Origin of the sequence: Streptomyces sp. OfavH-34-F (assembly GCF_022347745.1) — a bacterium.
Lineage (GTDB): Bacteria > Actinomycetota > Actinomycetes > Streptomycetales > Streptomycetaceae > Streptomyces.
This window is the reverse complement of the sequence record NZ_JAKRGC010000030.1, coordinates 13,593-34,036: the sequence shown is the minus strand read 5'-3', so window position 1 is coordinate 34,036 and position 20,444 is coordinate 13,593. Positions and strand designations below refer to the sequence as shown.

Annotated in this window: 17 protein-coding genes and 1 pseudogene; 8 read left to right on the top strand and 10 right to left on the bottom strand. The window is 68.0% G+C overall.

Annotation, left to right across the window (positions count from 1 at the left end):
* Positions 1-681, top strand: a pseudogene (locus MHW47_RS08155) (endonuclease/exonuclease/phosphatase); the annotation flags it as partial.
* 36 nt (positions 682-717) lie between these two features.
* Here the strand turns inward: MHW47_RS08155 and MHW47_RS08150 are convergent.
* Entirely contained in the window at positions 718-927 is a 210-nt protein-coding gene (locus tag MHW47_RS08150; protein ID WP_239221954.1) for a DUF397 domain-containing protein, read from the bottom strand.
* Entirely contained in the window at positions 924-1,781 is an 858-nt protein-coding gene (locus tag MHW47_RS08145) for a helix-turn-helix transcriptional regulator (RefSeq protein WP_239221953.1), read from the bottom strand. Before MHW47_RS08145 ends, MHW47_RS08150 begins: the two co-directional genes overlap by 4 nt.
* 161 nt (positions 1,782-1,942) lie before the next feature.
* Here MHW47_RS08145 and MHW47_RS08140 point away from each other — a divergent pair, with 161 nt between their 5' ends.
* The 6 genes from MHW47_RS08140 to MHW47_RS08115 all read left to right on the top strand — a co-directional run bounded on the left by MHW47_RS08140 (position 1,943) and on the right by MHW47_RS08115 (position 6,371).
* Positions 1,943-2,368, top strand: coding sequence for an ATP-binding protein (locus MHW47_RS08140; RefSeq protein WP_239221952.1), 426 nt, complete (start codon positions 1,943-1,945; stop codon positions 2,366-2,368).
* A gap of 280 nt (positions 2,369-2,648) precedes the next feature.
* On the top strand, positions 2,649-3,050 hold the full coding sequence (locus tag MHW47_RS08135) for a hypothetical protein (RefSeq protein WP_239221951.1): 402 nt from the start codon (positions 2,649-2,651) through the stop codon (positions 3,048-3,050).
* 224 nt (positions 3,051-3,274) lie between these two features.
* Entirely contained in the window at positions 3,275-4,006 is a 732-nt protein-coding gene (locus tag MHW47_RS08130) for an ATP-binding cassette domain-containing protein (RefSeq protein WP_239221950.1), read from the top strand.
* Between the two features lie 65 nt (positions 4,007-4,071).
* Complete coding sequence (locus MHW47_RS08125; protein WP_239221949.1) at positions 4,072-5,313, top strand: hypothetical protein; 1,242 nt, start codon at positions 4,072-4,074, stop codon at positions 5,311-5,313.
* Positions 5,310-5,918: a hypothetical protein gene (locus MHW47_RS08120; protein WP_239221948.1), complete on the top strand. Its 609-nt coding sequence runs from the start codon at positions 5,310-5,312 to the stop codon at positions 5,916-5,918. The genes MHW47_RS08125 and MHW47_RS08120 overlap by 4 nt, the downstream gene beginning before the upstream one ends.
* A gap of 105 nt (positions 5,919-6,023) precedes the next feature.
* Positions 6,024-6,371, top strand: coding sequence for a hypothetical protein (locus MHW47_RS08115; protein ID WP_239221947.1), 348 nt, complete (start codon positions 6,024-6,026; stop codon positions 6,369-6,371).
* Between the two features lie 26 nt (positions 6,372-6,397).
* Here MHW47_RS08115 and MHW47_RS08110 read toward each other — a convergent pair whose 3' ends face one another.
* Complete coding sequence (locus MHW47_RS08110; RefSeq protein WP_275448974.1) at positions 6,398-7,138, bottom strand: coenzyme F420-0:L-glutamate ligase; 741 nt, start codon at positions 7,136-7,138, stop codon at positions 6,398-6,400.
* A gap of 51 nt (positions 7,139-7,189) precedes the next feature.
* On the opposite strand from MHW47_RS08110, the gene MHW47_RS08105 reads away from it, so the two are divergent.
* Positions 7,190-7,372, top strand: a complete 183-nt coding sequence (locus MHW47_RS08105) for a hypothetical protein (RefSeq protein WP_239221945.1) — start codon at positions 7,190-7,192, stop codon at positions 7,370-7,372.
* Positions 7,373-7,425: 53 nt separating this feature from the next.
* Here MHW47_RS08105 and MHW47_RS08100 read toward each other — a convergent pair whose 3' ends face one another.
* From MHW47_RS08100 to rpoB, 7 genes are all read right to left on the bottom strand, one after another.
* The gene (locus MHW47_RS08100; RefSeq protein WP_239221944.1) at positions 7,426-7,881 is read right to left on the bottom strand and encodes a hemerythrin domain-containing protein; all 456 of its coding nucleotides are present in this window, start codon (positions 7,879-7,881) and stop codon (positions 7,426-7,428) included.
* Positions 7,882-8,072: 191 nt separating this feature from the next.
* Positions 8,073-9,266, bottom strand: coding sequence for an elongation factor Tu (gene tuf, locus MHW47_RS08095; RefSeq protein ID WP_239221943.1), 1,194 nt, complete (start codon positions 9,264-9,266; stop codon positions 8,073-8,075).
* A 160-nt stretch (positions 9,267-9,426) separates the two neighbouring features.
* On the bottom strand, positions 9,427-11,556 hold the full coding sequence (gene fusA / locus MHW47_RS08090) for an elongation factor G (protein ID WP_239221942.1): 2,130 nt from the start codon (positions 11,554-11,556) through the stop codon (positions 9,427-9,429).
* A gap of 38 nt (positions 11,557-11,594) precedes the next feature.
* Complete coding sequence (gene rpsG, locus MHW47_RS08085; protein WP_073964452.1) at positions 11,595-12,065, bottom strand: 30S ribosomal protein S7; 471 nt, start codon at positions 12,063-12,065, stop codon at positions 11,595-11,597.
* A gap of 2 nt (positions 12,066-12,067) precedes the next feature.
* On the bottom strand, positions 12,068-12,439 hold the full coding sequence (gene rpsL / locus MHW47_RS08080) for a 30S ribosomal protein S12 (RefSeq protein WP_003948652.1): 372 nt from the start codon (positions 12,437-12,439) through the stop codon (positions 12,068-12,070).
* A 455-nt stretch (positions 12,440-12,894) separates the two neighbouring features.
* Positions 12,895-16,794 (bottom strand): DNA-directed RNA polymerase subunit beta', encoded by a 3,900-nt coding sequence (locus tag MHW47_RS08075; RefSeq protein WP_239221941.1) that lies wholly within the window; start codon positions 16,792-16,794, stop codon positions 12,895-12,897.
* Between the two features lie 130 nt (positions 16,795-16,924).
* The gene (gene rpoB / locus MHW47_RS08070) at positions 16,925-20,410 is read right to left on the bottom strand and encodes a DNA-directed RNA polymerase subunit beta (RefSeq protein ID WP_239221940.1); all 3,486 of its coding nucleotides are present in this window, start codon (positions 20,408-20,410) and stop codon (positions 16,925-16,927) included.
* Positions 20,411-20,444: the final 34 nt, after the last annotated feature.

Genomic DNA, 20,444 nt, shown 5'->3' with positions numbered 1-20,444 from the left:
GAGGCGGTGCGCGCGGCGACGGGCCCGCACCGGGAGGCGTTCACCGCGCTGGCCCGGGACGTCAAGGCGTGGGCGGCGGCCAGGGGCCTGGACTCCGCCCCGTGCGGCGGCCTGCCGGGCCTGGCCTGGGCCCTGCTCGCGGCGCGTACGGCCCGCGAGGGCGGCGGCCTGCGGGACTTCTTCGCGACCTGGGCGGCCTGGGACTGGCGCGAACCGGTGGGCGAGGGCCCGGCGACCGGCGACCCGGTCACCGTGTACACGCCGACCGCCCCGGTCCGCTCGTGCACGACCCAGGTCTCCCCGGCCTTCCGCGACCTGCTCACGGCGGAGCTGTTCCGGGCGTGGGAACTCCTGGACGCGGAGAACCCGGACGCGCTCTGCGCCCCTCCCCCGCTCACGGAGCACACCGCCTGGGCCCTGGCCGCCGCCCATCCCACGGAGGAGGGCCGCCTACGCGGCCGCCTCCTCGCCCTGACCACCGCCCTCACGCACGCGGGCGCCCCGGACTGCCGCGTCTGGCCCCGCCCGATCCCGGCAGCCGACGCCACGGGCTACGCGATCGGCCTGGGCACGACACCCCCGGAGGCGCACCGCCTGACGGAGATCGGCGCGGAGGTACTACGCGGACTCAGGGCGGCGTCGCTGACCGCATCCCCGCCCCCGAACCCCGGACGGACCTGAGGGGCCCTGCGTAGTACGGGGCCCCTCGTTACCGGGTCAACGCCCGGCGGCGTACGAGACGAACCCGGCCCAGGCCCCCGCACCGAAGGCGAGCGCCGGGACGGACAGGTCCTTGGAGTCCCGGACGTGCACGGTGCCGGGCGCAGACGCGACCTCGACACATTCGTTGCTGTTGCTGCTGTCGCTGTAGCTGCTCTTGAACCACTCCAGGCGAGAAGCGTCGCCGCCAGAGTCCTTGGTGATCATGTCTCTCCCAGTACGTGCTCGATGAACGCCCGCGACTCCCGAGGCGTGAGAGCCTGAGCCCGCATGATCCCATTTCTCAGCTCGATGATTCGCAGGTGCTTCGGGTCAGCGACCGGGCGGCTGCCGAACTCGCCTTCGGAACGCCCCACCGCCGAACCGTCCTTGAACTTCAGCACCTGCATCTCGCCCCCCATTCCCGCATGATCCTCGCGGCTGGTCGGCATCACCTGGATCTCAACGTTCCGCAACTCCCCGAGCTCCAGGAGGTGTTCGAGCTGACGTCGCAGCACCATTCTGCCCCCAAGGGGGCGCCGGAGCGTCGCTTCTTCCTGCACGAAGCTGAGCTCCGGCGCAGGTGAGCGGCTGAAAATGGACTTTCGGGCCATACGCGCAGCTACCAGCCGCTCCACCTCGTCCGAGGAGAAGGCGGGCCGCCGCATTCCGAACAGCGCCCGCGCGTACTCCTCCGTCTGCAACAGACCGTGGAGGTTGTGACTTCCGTAGGCCGAAAGCTCGACGGCCTGCGCCTCCATCTTCGCCAGCTCGCGGACCTTCTTCGGGTACCGGACCGGGGCCAGGTCCTCCTTCATCGCCGCGATCTTGCCGCCCGCGCCGCACACCTCGTCCGCCCGGTCCAGGAACTCGGGGCGGGCGATGCGCCGGCCGCCCTCCACCTTGTAGACCAGGTTCTCCCCGTACCCCATCGCCGCGCCCAGCTCCGCGGCCGTCAGGCCCGCCGCCTCGCGCCAGGCCCTCAGTTGGCGCCCCACGGCGGCGACCACCGCGACGCCCGACTCGTCGTCCGGATCGACGTCCCACCCCGGTTCGTCCGCCCCGACCTCGTCCACAGTCATCCGTGCCCCGCTTCCCGCGTGTGCCGTTCTTCCTCAACCGCCTACGTCCCCCGGGCGTCACCCCGTACAGCGGGGACAACACTGGACAAGCTCGGGACAATGACCGTACGTAAGCGCCGAGTCACTGTGCACGGTACGCACGGGCGGCCACCCTCGGTGACGTGAACCGAGAAATCGTCTCCCCCAAACTTTCCGCTTCCGCCAGGCAGTTCGCCGTGCGGCTCTCCCCCACCCGCCGGGGCGCACGGCTCGCCCGGCTGCTCACCACGGCGCATCTGGGCGACTGGGGGCTCCCCACCGAGACCGCCGCGCACATCGTGGCCGAGCTGGCCGCCAACGCCGCCGGGCACGGGCGCGTGCAGGGGCGGGACTTCCTGCTGAGCCTCACCGTGAGTGACGCGTCGCGGCTGCGGATCGAGGTGACCGACACCCGGGGCGACCGGCTGCCCGTACGGGACTCCCCCGGTCCGTACGCGGAGGGCGGCCGCGGCCTGCTCATCGTCGAGGCGCTGGCGGACCGGTGGGGCGTGGTGGAGGGACCGGTGCCGCGCAAGACGGTGTGGGCCGAACTCGACCTCGTACCTTGACCGAGCCCGAGCCCGAGCCCGAGTCGGATGGCACCCGCCTTTGAACGCGGTAGGTGAGATTCCGGATGCAAAGAGTGTTTGACCTGCCCACGGTTGTATGAAAGCTTCATGATCGTGATCGCAAGCCCGGCAGCGCCTGTGGCAGCGGTCGTTGATCTGGCACCGAGGGGGTCTGACCAGCCCTTCGGCCGGCTCGTGGTCAGGCCGGTTGCCGTGTTTACGGAGCTCCCGCGACAGCGGGGAGCGTTCTTATGCCTTTGATGGCACGGGAGGGGACATCATGAAGCGTCTTGGTAAGAAGAGCGGCATAGCCGCGGCCTCGGTGACCGCGGCCCTGCTGGGTGGTCTTGTCGCGGCCGCGCCGGCCTGGGCAGGCACCCCGGGTGGCTGCCCCGAGCCGAGCGTCTCGCTCACGAATTCGTCGTCCGGTTACCTGACGGGCAAGGGCACGGCTTCGTGCTCCAAGACCGTCAGCAGCACGCTGTACATCGAGATCAAGTGGGACAAGAACCTGCTGCCCGACCCGCTGACGGCGAAGAACAGCCAGACCGGTTCGCGCAAGTCCTGGAACGCCACCGTGGGCACGTGTGACAACGGCAACCGACGCAGCTACTACGCCCGCAGCTACTGGACCGGCGGCAAGTACCACGACACCACCGGCCGTCACATCACCGCTTGCTGACCGAGCGCTGAACACTCGGCGGTGACCGCACCGCCGAATGGCGCCGCAGGTCCGGATGCCTTCCCGCGAGTACCGGCGGGGAGGCATCCGGTCTGTCGGTCGCATCCGCAACGCGGCACGTCGTGGCAGCCGGCCTCAAGGCAGGGGGAAGAAACACCAACATGGCTACAGCGCACATTCGGGGCCTGGTACAGAAACGAGGAAACCGCACCGTACTTCACGGGGTGAGTTTCGCTCTGGACAGCGGAGTCACCGGGCTGCTGGGGCCCAACGGGGCGGGGAAAACCACCCTCCTGGAGACCTTGGTGACCCTGCTGCCGCCGGCCGACGGCGATGTCACCGTTCTCGGGGAAGAGCTGGGCAGTCCGGCGGGCCGCAAAGAAGTCCGTGCACGAATCGGCTTCCTGCCCCAGCGGTTCGGCTACCACCCCGGCTTCACCGTGACGGAGTTCCTGTCGTACGTGGCCTGGACCAAGGGCATGGCCCGGGCCCGGGCACAGACGGCCGTCGACGACGCGGTCAAACTCGTGGACCTGGAGGAGCGCGCGGACACCCGCATGCGCAAGCTGTCCGGTGGCATGTTGCAGCGGGCCGGCATCGCGGCCGCTCTGGTCCACGGACCCGAGCTGCTCGTTCTCGACGAGCCGACCGTCGGTCTCGACCCCCGCCAACGGGCGGAGTTCCGCGCCCTGGTCCGCCGGCTGGCCGAAACGACACCGGTGCTCCTCAGCACGCATCTGACCGATGACGTCGCCGCGATGTGCGGATCGGTGCTCGTTCTCGCGGAAGGGAACATCGCCTTCCAGGGCACTCCACAGGCGCTCGAAGACATCGGCAGTGCGGAAGACCTGGGCGACAACGCCCTGGAACGCGGCTACAACGCACTGCTGTACCGGGACTCGGCCTCCCAGCCACTGGGCGGCGATCCCCTGAAGTCCTCGGAGAGTGACTCGTGAGAACGGCTCGGGGCCTTTCCCGTGGCATCAAACTGGAGTTCTTCGGCTGGGGACAGGCGTGGGCCGTGCCCCTGTTGATCTTCATCGAGGTCTGGAACGCCTTCGGCAACATGATTCCGGGCGTCGGATTCTGGCCCGCCACGGTGCACGCGGTGATACTCGCCGGCATTCTCGGCAGCTGCGGGATGGCCGGCCTGTCCGCGTGGGCGGGCTCGCGGGAACAACGGCTGTCCCTGACACCGCTGCGGGGCATGTCCGGCATCCCCGAATGGTGGATTCCCTCGGCACAGCTCTTCGCACTGTGGCTGTGGGGTCTTGTCCTGTACGGCGTCGTGGCGGTGGCCGCCGGAGTCCGTACTCTCTTTCTGCACCCCAGCGGTCACATCAGTGTCAGCGGACTGGCGGTGGGATGCCTCGGTGTCCTGCTGTGGACGACCATCGGGTTCGTCATCGGCCGACTGTGGCCGAGTCGCTTCGCGCCTCCCGTCGCCGCCGTGCTCCCGTACGGCTTCTATGTGCTGAGCTACGACTGGTCCGGCACCGCGTACTTGATGTCCCCCTTCCTGGACGAGCTCGTCGACCCGTACGGAGTTCCCGCGTCCGGGGTCTACGGCGCGCAAGCGGCGTGGCTCGCCGGGCTGCTCGCGGTTGTGGCCTGTGTCGCTCTGTTCCGGACGGCAGGACGCAGGGCTCTCGCAGTGGTGATGATTCCGGCCGTAGCCGTCGCGGGGGCCGGCATCGTATTGCTGGGCGGACATGACGGGCGGTTCCAGGCACCCGTCGGCACGGGGGCCGACACTGCGGCCCTCGCCACGGCCTGCACCCCGGAAGGCGTACCCCGCGTGTGCGTTCACCCGGCATACCGGGCCGCGCTCCCCGACCTCCAGCGGTACTTCGGGGGACCGGTGCGCCAGCGGCTGGCCGAGACGCCGGCGCGCTTCGACCGGCTCGCGCAACGCGCGTACGGGCAGACCGGCGAGCCGCGGTCCGTGTACATCACCTCGCTCCGGCCAGGGTGGCAGGACGAGACCTTCGGGGACTTCATCGCCTACCTGCTCGACCCGGACCACTGCATGGCGGCCGACCAGCAGAGCGAAGCGCTCTCGGCCATCGCCCAGCAGTGGATCTCCCGGGGCCGGACCTCGGCGGCGTCGATCCCCGGGTTCTTCGAGCCGACCGAGGGAATGAAGCGGGCCGAGCACTTCTTCAACCAGGCGTCCGACGAGGAGGCGAGCCGCTGGCTGGGACGCCACTGGACCGCGTTCTCCCGGTGCGAGCTCAGCGCGAAGGACTTCCAGCGCTCATGAGAACGATTCTGCTCTTCTGCCGCAGCCGGAGGATGTTCACGGCGACCGGGTTGCTGATCGGGCTGACCGTGGCCGGCGGTCTGACGAGCGGCAGTCTGGTCCGGGTCGGCCAGGGAACGGCCCAGAGCATCCCTTCGGCCCTGCTGCTCCTGCCGGCAGCGGCCGGAGCCCTGGTGGCCGTATCGGCACACAGCCCGATGCCCGTATGGGATCGCCTGGGCACCGCGCGCATCCCGCGCGCGCGGTTCGCCCAGGCCGCACTGCTCACCGCGACAGCCGCATTGGGCGCGTTCGCGGTGCTGCCGGACGAGGTCCTGGACGCGCGCGGGGACGCGGCGGCCGCGCGGAACGTCATCGCCCTGTGCGGCATCGGCCTGCTGACCTGCGCGGTGACCGGGGCGGCGGCCGCCTGGCTGCCACCCCTGGCACTCGCGGGGCTCGCGTTGACGCTCGGCACCGAAACCAGTGCCGCGTGGCTGTGGTCGTGGCTCCTCGCTCCCGACCCGGACCTCGGTGCGGGCGTTGTCGCCGCACTGCTGTGGAGCGCGGGGGCCGGAGTCTTCTCCTTCGCCGGAGACCGAAGCCTGCGAGGGCCGGCAACCTGACGAACCAGGCGACAGGCGTACGCCCTGCGCACGGCTTGCGCACGGCTTGCACCATTAATTGTTCAAGGATGAAACTTTCCGGCCCGGTGCGGCGTCCCCCTCTGCATGGAGAGCGAACAGACAGCCCGCCGTGAGGCCCTCGCTGGTGTCGCGGGGCTCCTCGCCGCGCTGCTCGGCGCGCTCGCCGGGCTTGCCGTGTGGTTTCCGTACGGGCACAGAGGGCTCTTCGGCGCCTTCGAGGGCGAGCGGAACGCCGACGTGCTCCTGCTGGGCCTGCCGCTGCTGGTCATCGGCGGCACCGTCGCCGGGCTCACCGTCTTCACCGCAGTCCGGGGCCGGTGGCGCACCGCTCTCGGCCTGGCGGCGGCCGTCGCAGGACTCGCCGCACTCGGCTACGGCCTCGACGTCCTGGCCCCACCGCAGGCGGCGAGGGACTGCGGCTCACCCTGCTGAGCGTCAACAGCACCGGGCCCTGCCGATCACCTCACCGGGGCATGGTGAAGCATCGCGGCAACGCCCTCGTCGGACGCGGTGTAGCCGATGCCCCTCAGGATGACAACGGGCGCTCCTCGGCCGCGTTGGCCAAGAATGATTCCAGCTGCGGCGGCGATCATGTCGGTAAGGGTTTCTTCCTGCTTTTTGCCACCGTGCTCGGTGAGGCGTAGGGGCGCGACCCCGGCAGCACCGATGGAAACGCACGTGGCCCCGCGCCGGTCCGCGCGACCGTCGGAGTCGGCGATGACGACCGCGATGTCCGCCTCGGTGTGACTGACAAGGCCGTTCCGCAGCGCGCGGGCCGACGCGTCGGGGTCCACGGGGAGCAACCACACGCCATCGGCCCCGTCCCGGTCGATCCCCGCCGAGGTCAGCTGATGGCCCAGAGTATGGCGGGCGATGATCGGTCCGCGCTCGGTAGCCAGGAAGTGCTCGGTCGAGTGGTCCAGGACGAGCTGGACCACGGCGGCCGGCTTGCCAGTCCGGGCCGACAGGTCCACAGCCTCGGGCGAGGGCGTGACGTCGGCCAGCGCGACATAGCGCTTCTCCGAGATCGAGACGACCTTGCTGGCAACCACCACGATGTCGCCGTCCAGCAGCGCGGTGCCGGTTCGGGACAGCACCTCGGTCATCGCGCCGACGAGGTCGTCTCCGGGCTGAATGCGAGGGAAGGGTGCCAGTGCGAAGGCGGAGAATCCGGAAGTGGGGGGCGGAGGGGCGCTCATGGTTCTCCTGCTGCTGAAGTGAGGTCGGTACGAAGACGGTCGTGGGCGGCGGTGAGGATCTGGACCCGGCGCTGGGGCCGGGCGATGGACCACATGGACGGCGTGCAGTCGAGGCGGACACGCAAGGCCGTCGCCGCGATGCGCTGCGACCTCGGCCGCTTCCGCACCAGGGACCTGCGGTGCGCCGTCGCGCTGGACGAGCGCGCGCGGACGTTCCTGAGCGACCACCGGTAACCCACCGGACTGCCGCGCCACGCGCGATGGGGAGAACGCTTCTCGCCAAGCCGTCAATCAGCCTGATGCGCCTCGCGCCACGCGGCCATCGACCGGTTCCACTCCTCGCCGGTCAGCGCCGTCAGCGAGGCCGGGAACAGGCCGTCCTCCTCCTTGGCGATGTGGTGGTGCAGCTCGGCCACCGCCTCGCGCAGCCGGGCGACGTCCTCGGCGCGGTCCAGGTCGATCCCGCGGAGGAACGCCCCGAGGTCCCGGTGCTCGGCGACGAGCGCGTCGATGTAATCCGCGTACTCCGGGTCTGCGGCCATCACTGCGAACAGGCCCCGCTCCTCGCCCCGCCAGTGGGCGACCAGCTCCCGCTCCATCCGCGCCACCAGCTCCGCGACCAGCTCGTGGTCGCCGGCGTCCAGGGCGCGCAAAGCGGCCCCCGCCGCGTCCGTGACGGACTCGTGCTCCGCGATGAACTCCTTGATCAACGGGATCTCACGGCAGCCGCAGTAGTGACACATGCGCGCCACTCTGCCAGAAATGCGGCTTTCACCGCCCCGGGGGCACCACACCGGCCGCGCGACCCCGTAACCCGCACCAGCCGCGTAACCCTCTCCGGAAACACCGAAGGGCCCCGCCCCACCGAGTGAACGGTGGGACGGGGCCCTTCTTGGTGCTCTGTGCGGAGCTACCAGGTCAGACGGTCAAGTACTTACTTGACGATCTTGGTGACCTGGCCGGCGCCCACGGTCCGGCCACCCTCACGGATGGCGAACTTGAGGCCCTCCTCCATGGCGACCGGCTGGATCAGCTGGACCGACATGACGGTGTTGTCGCCCGGCATGACCATCTCGGTGCCCTCGGGGAGGGTCACGACGCCGGTCACGTCCGTGGTACGGAAGTAGAACTGCGGGCGGTAGTTGTTGAAGAAGGGGGTGTGACGGCCACCCTCGTCCTTCGACAGGATGTAGGCCTGGGCCTCGAAGTCGGTGTGCGGCGTGACCGAACCCGGCTTGATGATGACCTGGCCGCGCTCGACGTCCTCGCGCTTGATGCCACGGAGGAGCAGACCGACGTTCTCACCGGCCTGGCCCTCGTCGAGCAGCTTGCGGAACATCTCGATGCCGGTGACCGTGGTGGTGGTCTTCTCCTGCTTGATACCGACGATGTCGACGGTCTCGTTGACCTTGAGGACACCACGCTCGATACGGCCGGTGACGACGGTGCCACGACCGGTGATCGTGAAGACGTCCTCGATCGGCATCAGGAACGGCTTGTCGACGTCGCGCTCGGGCTGCGGGATGTTCTCGTCCACGGCCTTCATCAGGTCGAGAACGGTCTGGCCCCACTCCTTGTCGCCCTCGAGCGCCTTGAGCGCCGAGACCTTGACGACCGGCAGGTCGTCGCCCGGGAACTCGTACTCGGAGAGCAGCTCGCGGACCTCGAGCTCGACGAGCTCCAGGATCTCCTCGTCGTCCACCATGTCGGCCTTGTTCAGGGCGACGACGATGTACGGAACGCCGACCTGGCGGGCCAGGAGCACGTGCTCCTTGGTCTGCGGCATCGGGCCGTCGGTGGCGGCGACCACGAGGATGGCGCCGTCCATCTGCGCGGCACCGGTGATCATGTTCTTGATGTAGTCAGCGTGACCGGGGCAGTCGACGTGAGCGTAGTGACGCTGCTCCGTCTGGTACTCGACGTGCGCGATCGAGATGGTGATACCGCGCTGGCGCTCCTCGGGAGCCTTGTCGATCTGGTCGAAGGCCGAAGCCTCGTTCAGGTCCGGGTACGCGTCGTGCAGCACCTTGGTAATGGCGGCCGTGAGGGTCGTCTTACCGTGGTCGATGTGACCGATGGTGCCGATGTTGACGTGCGGCTTAGTCCGCTCGAACTTCGCCTTCGCCACTGGGTCCTCCTGTGGAGTGGTTCTGTACGCCTTGCTTCATCGGCGCCAGGTGATCTTTGCTGGGATGCCGGCCCCCGGGGGCATTCTCCGCGAAGTGTGAACTGCGCGACGAATGCCCCACGGGCTCCGGTGACAAGCCTAAAGCGTGAGCTCGGGAGAGTTACTCGCCCTTGGCCTTCGCGATGATCTCCTCGGCGACGTTCCGCGGAACCTCGGCGTAGGAGTCGAACTGCATCGAGTAGCTTGCGCGACCCGAGGTCTTGCTGCGGAGGTCTCCGACGTAGCCGAACATCTCCGAGAGGGGCACGAGGCCCTTCACGACGCGAGCGCCGCTGCGCTCCTCCATGGCCTGGATCTGGCCACGGCGGGAGTTGAGGTCGCCGATGACATCGCCCATGTAGTCCTCGGGCGTGGTGACCTCGACGGCCATCATCGGCTCCAGGAGCACGGGGGACGCCTTGCGGGCACCCTCCTTGAACGCCTGGGAACCGGCGATCTTGAAGGCCAGCTCCGAGGAGTCGACCTCGTGGAAGCCACCGTCGAGAAGGGTGACGCGGACGCCGACCATCTCGTAACCGGCCAGGACGCCGAACTGCATGGCTTCCTGGGCACCCGCGTCCACCGAGGGGATGTACTCGCGGGGGACACGGCCACCGGTGACCTTGTTGACGAACTCGTACGAGGCGTCGCCGCCCTCGAGGGGTTCGATGGAGATCTGCACCTTCGCGAACTGGCCGGTACCACCAGTCTGCTTCTTGTGCGTGTAGTCGATACGCTCGACGGCCTTGCGGATCGTCTCGCGGTACGCGACCTGCGGCTTGCCGACGTTCGCCTCGACGCGGAACTCGCGCTTCATGCGGTCGACGAGCACCTCGAGGTGCAGCTCGCCCATACCACCGATGATGGTCTGGCCGGTCTCCTCGTCGGAGTGCACCTGGAAGGACGGGTCCTCCTCGGAGAGGCGCTGGATGGCGACACCCAGCTTCTCCTGGTCACCCTTGGACTTGGGCTCGATGGCGACCTGGATGACCGGCGCCGGGAAGTCCATGGACTCCAGGATGACCGGGTTCTTGTCGTCGCACAGCGTCTCACCGGTGGTGGTCTGCTTGAGACCCATCACGGCGATGATGTCGCCGGCGCCCACCGAGTCGATCTCCTCACGCTTGTTCGCGTGCATGCGGTAGATCTTGCCGATGCGCTCCTTCTTGCCCTTGACGGAGTTCAGCACCGCGGTGCCGGCGTCCAGGCGACCGGAGTAGATCCGGACGAAGGTGAGCTTGCCGAGGTGCGGGTCGCTCGCGATCTTGAACGCCAGAGCCGACAGCGGCTCGTCGTCCGAAGGCTTGCGCTTGACGACCGTCTCGGGGTCCTTGGGGTCGTGGCCCTCGATGGCCTCGACGTCCAGGGGGGAGGGCAGGTAGCGGACGACCGCGTCGAGCAGGGGCTGGACGCCCTTGTTCTTGAACGCCGTGCCACAGAACACCGGGGTGACCGTGACGGAGTCGGCGCCGCCCTTGGAGGCCAGCGTGATGCGGCGGATCGCCTCGTGCAGCTGCTCCTGGGTGGGCTCGGTGCCCTCCAGGTACAGCTCCATCATCGCGTCGTCGTTCTCGGCGACGGACTCGAGGAGCTTGGCGCGCCACTCGTCGGCGAGCTCCTGGAGGTTTTCCGGGATGTCGACGATGTTGTACATCTCGCCCTTGGCGGCCTCTTCGGGGTACACGAAGGCCTTCATCGACACCAGGTCGACGACGCCCGTGAAGTCCGCCTCGGCGCCGATGGGGAGCTGCATGACGATCGGGGTCGCGCCGAGGCGGTCCACGATCATGTTGACGCAGCGCAGGAAGTCCGCACCGGTCCGGTCGAGCTTGTTGACGAAGCAGATGCGCGGCACGCCGTACCGGTCCGCCTGACGCCAGACGGTCTCGGACTGCGGCTCGACACCCGCCACGCCGTCGAACACGGTGACGGCGCCGTCGAGGACGCGGAGCGAACGCTCCACCTCGACGGTGAAGTCGACGTGGCCGGGCGTGTCGATGATGTTGATGGTGTGGTCAACATCATTGAGCGGCCAGTGGCAGGTCGTCGCGGCGGACGTGATGGTGATGCCGCGCTCCTGCTCCTGCTCCATCCAGTCCATCGTGGCAGCGCCGTCGTGGACTTCACCGATCTTGTAGGAGACGCCGGTGTAGAACAGAATCCGCTCAGTGGTGGTCGTCTTGCCCGCGTCGATGTGGGCCATGATCCCAATGTTGCGGACCTTGGCCAGGTCAAGCGAAGTGGTGGCCATAAGGCTCAGTCTTCTCTCGGTCTCGATGGGGGTAGCGACTACCAGCGGTAGTGCGCGAAGGCCTTGTTGGACTCGGCCATCTTGTGGGTGTCCTCACGCTTCTTGACGGCAGCGCCAAGACCGTTCGAGGCGTCGAGCAGCTCGTTCATGAGCCGCTCGGTCATCGTCTTCTCACGACGGGCGCGGGAGTAACCCACGACCCAGCGGAGCGCCAGGGTGGCGGCGCGACCGGGCTTGACCTCGATCGGCACCTGGTAGGTGGCGCCACCGACACGGCGGGACTTGACCTCGAGCGAGGGCTTGACGTTCTCCAGCGCGCGCTTCAGCGTGATGACCGGGTCGGCGCCGGTCTTCTCGCGAAGACCCTCCATGGCGCCGTACACGATCCGCTCAGCGGTGGAACGCTTGCCGTCGAGCAGGATCTTGTTGATCAGCGAGGTGACCAGAGGAGAGTTGTAGACCGGGTCGATGATGACCGGGCGCTTCGGGGCGGGGCCCTTACGAGGCATTCTTACTTCTCCTTCTTGGCGCCGTAGCGGCTGCGGGCCTGCTTGCGGTTCTTGACACCCTGGGTGTCGAGCGAGCCGCGGATGATCTTGTAGCGAACACCCGGCAGGTCCTTCACACGGCCACCACGCACGAGCACGATGGAGTGCTCCTGCAGGTTGTGTCCCTCACCCGGAATGTAGGCCGTGACCTCGATGCCCGAGGTCAGGCGCACACGTGCGACCTTCCGGAGCGCGGAGTTGGGCTTCTTCGGGGTGGTCGTGAACACACGCGTGCAGACGCCGCGGCGCTGGGGCGAACCCTCGAGTGCGGGCGTCTTGTTCTTCTCGACCTTGTCCTGCCGGCCCTTCCGGACCAGCTGCTGGATCGTAGGCACTACTTCTCCGGTTTCTGTGTGCCGTCGGTGAAACTAACCTGGAACGTCACCGACCCACGCGGTCGGGTGTGTCGAATCCTGCGAGCCCGTACCGGAACGGCATGAGGAGCATGGATCACGGTGGCCGAAGACAGGCTCGCCATGCGGTTGAGGACACGCACACGAACCCAGGCACACCCCAGGCACAAGGTCTGAGCGTACCTACCTCACCGACCTGGGTCAAAACAAATGCCGTCCAGCCCCGGCCGCCGAAGCGGCCGCCCGGCTTGTCCCTATCCCTCACCGGCCCCCGGAGGGCCCGTGAGGCGGCCCCAGGGGCCCGTACGGACCCTGCGGGCGGGTCAGGGTGCCCGGGGACCGGGTCCGCGCCCCGGCCGGCGGTGTGACGCACTACACGCCGGAGGGCGGCCACCCCGGGTGGGGTGACCGCCCTCCGGGCGGATCAGGCGACTCGCTTACTGGTTGTACGGACCGTAGTCGTAGTCCTCCAGCGGAACGGCCTGGCCGGAGCCCGAGCCGAACGGCGAGTAGTCGATGTCGTCGTAGCCGACGGCCGAGTACATCGCGGCCTTGGCCTCCTCGGTCGGCTCGACCCGGATGTTGCGGTAGCGGGACAGGCCCGTACCGGCCGGGATGAGCTTACCGATGATGACGTTCTCCTTGAGGCCGATGAGGCTGTCGGACTTGGCGTTGATCGCCGCGTCCGTCAGGACTCGGGTCGTCTCCTGGAAGGAGGCGGCCGACAGCCAGGATTCCGTCGCCAGCGAGGCCTTGGTGATACCCATCAGCTGCGGACGGCCGGAGGCGGGGTGACCGCCCTCGGTGACCACGCGACGGTTCTCGGTCTCGAACTTCGAGCGCTCGACGAGCTCGCCCGGCAGCAGCTCCGCGTCGCCGGACTCGATGATCGTCACGCGGCGGAGCATCTGCCGGATGATGATCTCGATGTGCTTGTCGTGGATCGACACGCCCTGCGAGTTGTAGACCTTCTGGACCTCGCCGACCAGGTGGACCTGGACCGCGCGCTGGCCGAGGATGCGCAGCACGTCGTGCGGGTTGGTGGCACCCACGGTGAGCTTCTGGCCCACCTCGACGTGGTCGCCCTCGCCGACCAGGAGACGGGCGCGCTTGGAGATCGGGAAGGCGATCTCGTCGCTGCCGTCGTCCGGGGTGACGACGATCTTCTTGGTCTTCTCGGTCTCCTCGATGCGGACGCGGCCCGCGGACTCGGAGATCGGGGCGACACCCTTGGGCGTACGCGCCTCGAAGAGCTCGACGACACGCGGCAGACCCTGGGTGATGTCGTCACCGGCCACACCACCGGTGTGGAAGGTACGCATCGTCAGCTGGGTACCGGGCTCACCGATGGACTGGGCGGCGATGATGCCGACCGCCTCACCGATGTCGACCAGCTTGCCGGTGGCGAGCGAGCGGCCGTAGCAGAAGGCACAGGTGCCGACCGCGGACTCGCAGGTCAGGACCGAGCGGGTCTTGACCTCCTCGACGCCGGCGCCCACCAGGGCGTCGATCAGGACGTCACCGAGGTCCACGTTGGCCGGCGCGATGACCTTGCCGTCCACGACGACGTCCTCGGCGAGCATGCGGGCGTAGACCGAGGTCTCGACGTCCTCCGTCTTGCGCAGGACACCGTCGGCGCCCTTGACCGCGATCTTCAGCTTGAGGCCGCGGTCGGTGCCGCAGTCCTCCTCGCGGATGATCACGTCCTGCGAGACGTCCACCAGACGACGGGTCAGGTAACCCGAGTCGGCGGTACGCAGGGCGGTGTCCGCCAGCCCCTTACGGGCACCGTGCGTGGAGATGAAGTACTCCAGGACGGTGAGGCCCTCACGGAAGGACGCCTTGATGGGACGCGGAATCGTCTCGTTCTTGGCGTTGGACACCAGACCACGCATACCGGCGATCTGACGCATCTGCATCATGTTTCCTCGGGCACCCGAGTCAACCATCATGAAGATGGGGTTCGTCTTGGGGAAGTTCTCGTTCATCGCCTCGGCGACCTCGTTGGTCGCCTTGGTCCAGATGTTGATGAGCTCCTGCGTGCGCTCGTCCTTGGTGATCAGACCGCGCTCGTACTGCTTCTGGACCTTCTCGTCCTGCTCCTCGTAGCCCTTGACGATGGCCTTCTTGGCCTCGGGCACGACGACGTCGGAGATGGCCACGGTGACGCCCGAACGGGTCGCCCAGTGGAAGCCCGCCGCCTTCAGGTTGTCGAGCGTCGCCGCCACGATGACCTTGGGGTAGCGCTCGGCGAGGTCGTTGACGATCTCGGAGAGCTGCTTCTTGCCGACCGAGTAGTCGACGAACGGGTAGTCCTCGGGCAGCAGCTCGTTGAAGAGCGCGCGGCCCAGGCTCGTCCGCAGCCGGAAGGTGTCACCCGGCTGGTACTCGGGCTCGCCCTCCTCGGCGACCGGCGGCACCCAGCCGCGCGGCGGGATGGTGCCCACCGGGAAGCGGATGTCGACGGAGGACTGGAGCGCCAGCTCGCCGGCGTCGAACGCCATGATCGCCTCGGCCGTGGAGCCGAACGCGCGGCCCTCGCCCTTGGTGTCACGCAGCTCGCCGTCGGTGGTCAGGAAGAACAGACCCAGCACCATGTCCTGGGTCGGCATCGTGACCGGGCGGCCGTCGGCCGGCTTGAGGATGTTGTTCGAGGACAGCATCAGGATGCGGGCCTCGGCCTGCGCCTCCGCGGACAGCGGCAGGTGGACGGCCATCTGGTCACCGTCGAAGTCCGCGTTGAACGCGGTGCAGACGAGCGGGTGGATCTGGATGGCCTTGCCCTCGACCAGCTGCGGCTCGAAGGCCTGGATGCCGAGGCGGTGCAGCGTGGGCGCACGGTTCAGCAGCACCGGGTGCTCGGCGATGACCTCTTCGAGGACGTCGTACACCACGGTGCGGCCGCGCTCGACCATGCGCTTGGCCGACTTGATGTTCTGCGCGTGGTTCAGGTCGACCAGGCGCTTCATCACGAACGGCTTGAACAGCTCCAGCGCCATCGCCTTCGGCAGACCGCACTGGTGCAGCTTGAGCTGCGGACCGACGACGATCACGGAACGCGCGGAGTAGTCCACGCGCTTGCCGAGCAGGTTCTGGCGGAAGCGGCCCTGCTTGCCCTTCAGCATGTCGCTGAGGGACTTCAGCGGGCGGTTGCCGGGGCCGGTGACCGGACGGCCGCGACGGCCGTTGTCGAACAGCGCGTCCACGGCCTCCTGGAGCATGCGCTTCTCGTTGTTCACGATGATCTCGGGCGCGCCGAGGTCGAGAAGCCGCTTCAGGCGGTTGTTGCGGTTGATCACGCGGCGGTACAGGTCGTTCAGGTCGGAGGTCGCGAAGCGGCCACCGTCCAGCTGCACCATCGGACGCAGGTCCGGCGGGATGACCGGCACGCAGTCGAGCACCATGCCCTTGGGCTTGTTGCTGGTCTGCAGGAACGCGGAGACGACCTTGAGGCGCTTGAGCGCACGGGTCTTCTTCTGGCCCTTGCCGGTGCGGATGATCTCGCGGAGGCGCTCGGCCTCCTCCTCCAGGTCGAAGGACTCCAGGCGCTTCTGCAGCGCGGCGGCGCCCATGCACCCGTCGAAGTACGTGCCGAAGCGGTCACGCAGCTCGCGGTAGAGCAGCTCGTCGCCCTCCAGGTCCTGGACCTTGAGGTTCTTGAAGCGGCTCCACACCTCGTCGAGGCGGTCGATCTCGCGCTGCGCACGGTCGCGCAGCTGCTTCATCTCGCGCTCGGCACCCTCGCGCACCTTGCGGCGCACGTCGGCCTTGGCGCCCTCGGCCTCCAGCTCGGCCAGGTCGGTCTCGAGCTTCTTGGCGCGGTTCTCCAGGTCGGAGTCGCGGCGGTTCTCGATCTGCTGGCGCTCGACGGAGACGTGCGCCTCCAGGGAGGGGAGGTCGCGGGTGCGGCGCTCCTCGTCCACGAACGTGATCATGTACGCGGCGAAGTAGATGACCTTTTCCAGGTCCTTCGGCGCGAGGTCCAGCAGGTAGCCCAGGCGCGACGGGACGCCCTTGAAGTACCAGATGTGGGTGACGGGAGCGGCGAGCTCGATGTGGCCCATGCGCTCACGGCGCACCTTGGCGCGGGTGACCTCTACGCCACAGCGCTCACAGATGATGCCCTTGAAGCGGACACGCTTGTACTTGCCGCAGTAGCACTCCCAGTCCCGGGTCGGACCGAAGATCTTCTCGCAGAAGAGTCCGTCCTTTTCGGGCTTGAGGGTGCGGTAGTTGATGGTCTCCGGCTTCTTGACCTCGCCGTGGGACCAGGTCCGGATGTCGTCCGCGGTGGCAAGGCCGATCCGCAGCTCGTCGAAGAAGTTGACGTCGAGCACTTGTCGTCAATCCCTCTTTCGGGGGTTCGAGCCCCCTCGCTTCACGCGAGTGAATCGGGGCACTTCAGCAATGGTCTGAACGGGTCCGGGGAGAGCCGGCCGGATCACGGAGATCCGGCCGGCCAACCCGTCAGACCTCTTCGACGCTGCTCGGCTCGCGCCGGGACAGGTCGATACCGAGCTCCTCCGCCGCGCGGAAGACGTCCTCGTCCGTGTCGCGCATCTCGATGGACATGCCGTCCGAGGACAGCACCTCCACGTTGAGGCAGAGCGACTGCATTTCCTTGATGAGCACCTTGAAGGACTCGGGAATGCCCGGCTCGGGGATGTTCTCGCCCTTGACGATGGCCTCGTAGACCTTCACGCGGCCGGTGACGTCGTCGGACTTGATCGTCAGCAGTTCCTGGAGGGCGTACGCCGCACCGTAGGCCTCGAGGGCCCACACCTCCATCTCACCGAAGCGCTGGCCACCGAACTGCGCCTTACCACCCAGCGGCTGCTGCGTGATCATGGAGTACGGGCCGGTCGAACGGGCGTGGAGCTTGTCGTCGACCAGGTGGTGCAGCTTCAGGATGTACATGTAGCCGACCGAGACCGGGTCCGGGAACGGCTCGCCGGAGCGGCCGTCGAACAGCTTGGCCTTGCCGGAGGGCTGCACCAGCCGCATGCCGTCGCGGTTCGGGATCGTGGCCTCGAAGAGACCCGAGATCTCGTCCTCGCGCGCACCGTCGAAGACGGGCGTGGCGACGTTGGTGCCGGGGGCGACCTGGTCGGCGCCGATGGCCTGCAGGCGCTTGGCCCACTCGTCACCGAGGCCGGAGACGTCCCAGCCGCGGCTGGCGAGCCAGCCGAGGTGGATCTCCAGAACCTGTCCGGGGTTCATTCGGGAAGGAACACCCAGCGGGTTGAGGATGATGTCGACCGGGGTGCCGTCCTCCAGGAACGGCATGTCCTCGATCGGCAGGATCTTCGAGATGACGCCCTTGTTGCCGTGACGGCCGGCGAGCTTGTCACCGTCGGTGATCTTGCGCTTCTGCGCCACGTAGACGCGGACCAGCTGGTTCACGCCCGGCGGCAGCTCGTCGCCCTCTTCGCGGTCGAAGACGCGGACGCCGATGACCTTGCCGATCTCGCCGTGCGGGACCTTGAGCGAGGTGTCGCGGACCTCGCGCGCCTTCTCACCGAAGATCGCGCGGAGCAGGCGCTCCTCGGGGGTCAGCTCGGTCTCACCCTTGGGCGTGACCTTGCCGACGAGGATGTCGCCGGCGACGACCTCGGCACCGATGCGGATGATGCCGCGCTCGTCGAGGTCGGCGAGGACCTCCTCGGAGACGTTCGGGATGTCCCGGGTGATCTCCTCGGGGCCGAGCTTGGTGTCACGGGCGTCGACCTCGTGCTCCTCGATGTGGATCGAGGAGAGGACGTCGTCCTGCACGAGGCGCTGCGACAGGATGATCGCGTCCTCGTAGTTGTGGCCCTCCCACGGCATGAACGCCACGAGGAGGTTCTTGCCGAGCGCCATCTCACCGTGCTCGGTGGCCGGACCGTCGGCGAGGACCTGGCCCTCGATGACCCGGTCGCCCTCGGAGACGACGACCTTCTGGTTGACCGAGGTGCCCTGGTTGGAGCGCATGAACTTGGCGATGCGGTACGTGGTGTACGTGCCGTCGTCGTTCGTCACGGTGATGTAGTCCGCGGAGACCTCCTGGACCACACCGTCCTTCTCGGCCTTGAGCACGTCGCCGGCGTCGGTGGCGCAGCGGTACTCCATGCCGGTGCCCACGAGGGGCGCCTCGGACTTGATGAGGGGCACGGCCTGGCGCATCATGTTCGCGCCCATGAGGGCACGGTTGGCGTCGTCGTGCTCCAGGAAGGGGATCATCGCGGTGGCGACGGACACCATCTGGCGCGGCGAGACGTCCATGTAGTCGACCTCGTCGCTGGGGACGTAGTCGACCTCGCCGCCGCGGCGGCGGACCAGCACGCGGGGCTCGGTGAAGCGCAGCTCGTCGGAGAGCGTCGCGTTCGCCTGGGCGATGACGAAACGGTCTTCCTCGTCGGCGGTGATGTAGTCGACCTCGTCGGTGACCTGGCCGTCGACGACCTTGCGGTACGGGGTCTCGATGAAGCCGAACGCGTTGACGCGGCCGTACGAGGCGAGCGAACCGATCAGACCGATGTTCGGGCCTTCGGGGGTCTCGATCGGGCACATGCGTCCGTAGTGGGACGGGTGCACGTCTCGGACCTCGAAGCCGGCCCGCTCACGGGAGAGACCACCCGGGCCGAGCGCCGACAGACGGCGCTTGTGGGTGAGCCCCGACAGCGGGTTGTTCTGGTCCATGAACTGCGACAGCTGGCTGGTGCCGAAGAACTCCTTGATGGAGGCGACGACCGGCCGGATGTTGATCAGGGTCTGCGGCGTGATCGCCTCGACGTCCTGGGTCGTCATGCGCTCGCGCACGACGCGCTCCATACGGGCGAGACCCGTACGGACCTGGTTCTGGATCAGCTCGCCGACGTTGCGCAGGCGGCGGTTGCCGAAGTGGTCGATGTCGTCGGTCTCGACGACGATCGTGCGGCCGGACTCGCCCACCGTCTCGGTCTCACCGGCGTGCAGCTTGACCAGGTACTTGATGGTCGCGATGACGTCGTCGGTGGTGAGCACGCCGGCGTCCAGCGGCTCGTCGGCGCCGAGCTTCTTGTTCACCTTGTAGCGGCCGACCTTCGCGAGGTCGTAGCGCTTCGGGTTGAAGTAGAGGTTCTCGAGCAGCGTCTGCGCGGCCTCGCGGGTGGGCGGCTCGCCCGGGCGGAGCTTGCGGTAGATGTCGAGCAGCGCGTCGTCCTGGCCCTGGGTGTGGTCCTTCTCCAGGGTGGCGCGCATGGACTCGTACTCGCCGAACTCCTCCAGGATCTGCTCGGTGGTCCAGCCGAGCGCCTTCAGGAGGACGGTGACGGACTGCTTGCGCTTGCGGTCGATGCGGACACCGACCATGTCGCGCTTGTCGATCTCCATCTCCAGCCAGGCACCCCGGGAGGGGATGATCTTGGCGGAGAAGATGTCCTTGTCGGACGTCTTGTCGATCGAGGAGTCGAAGTAGACACCCGGCGAGCGGACCAGCTGCGACACGACGACACGCTCGGTGCCGTTGATGACGAAGGTGCCCTTGTTGGTCATGAGCGGGAAGTCGCCCATGAAGACCGTCTGGGACTTGATCTCGCCGGTCTCGTTGTTGGTGAACTCGGCGGTGACGAAGAGCGGGGCGGCGTACGTGAAGTCGCGCTCCTTGCACTCGTCGATCGAGTTCTTCGGGGGCTCGAAGCGGTGGTCGCGGAACGTGAGCGACATCGACCCGGAGAAGTCCTCGATGGGGGAGATCTCCTCGAAGATCTCCTCGAGGCCGGACTTGGTGGGGACGTCTTGTCCACTGTCCAGAGCAGCCTCGACGCGAGCCTTCCAGGCGGCGTTGCCGAGGAGCCAGTCAAAGCTCTCGGTCTGCAGCGCGAGGAGGTTCGGAACCTCGAGGGGCTCCTTGATCTTTGCAAAAGAGATGCGCAGCGGGGCGGTGCTGGCGCCGTTGTTCGTATTCGCGGTCGAGGCGTTGCGCGAGGCGGCCAAGAGGGGGTCCTTCCGAGGGCTCGGACTCACTACG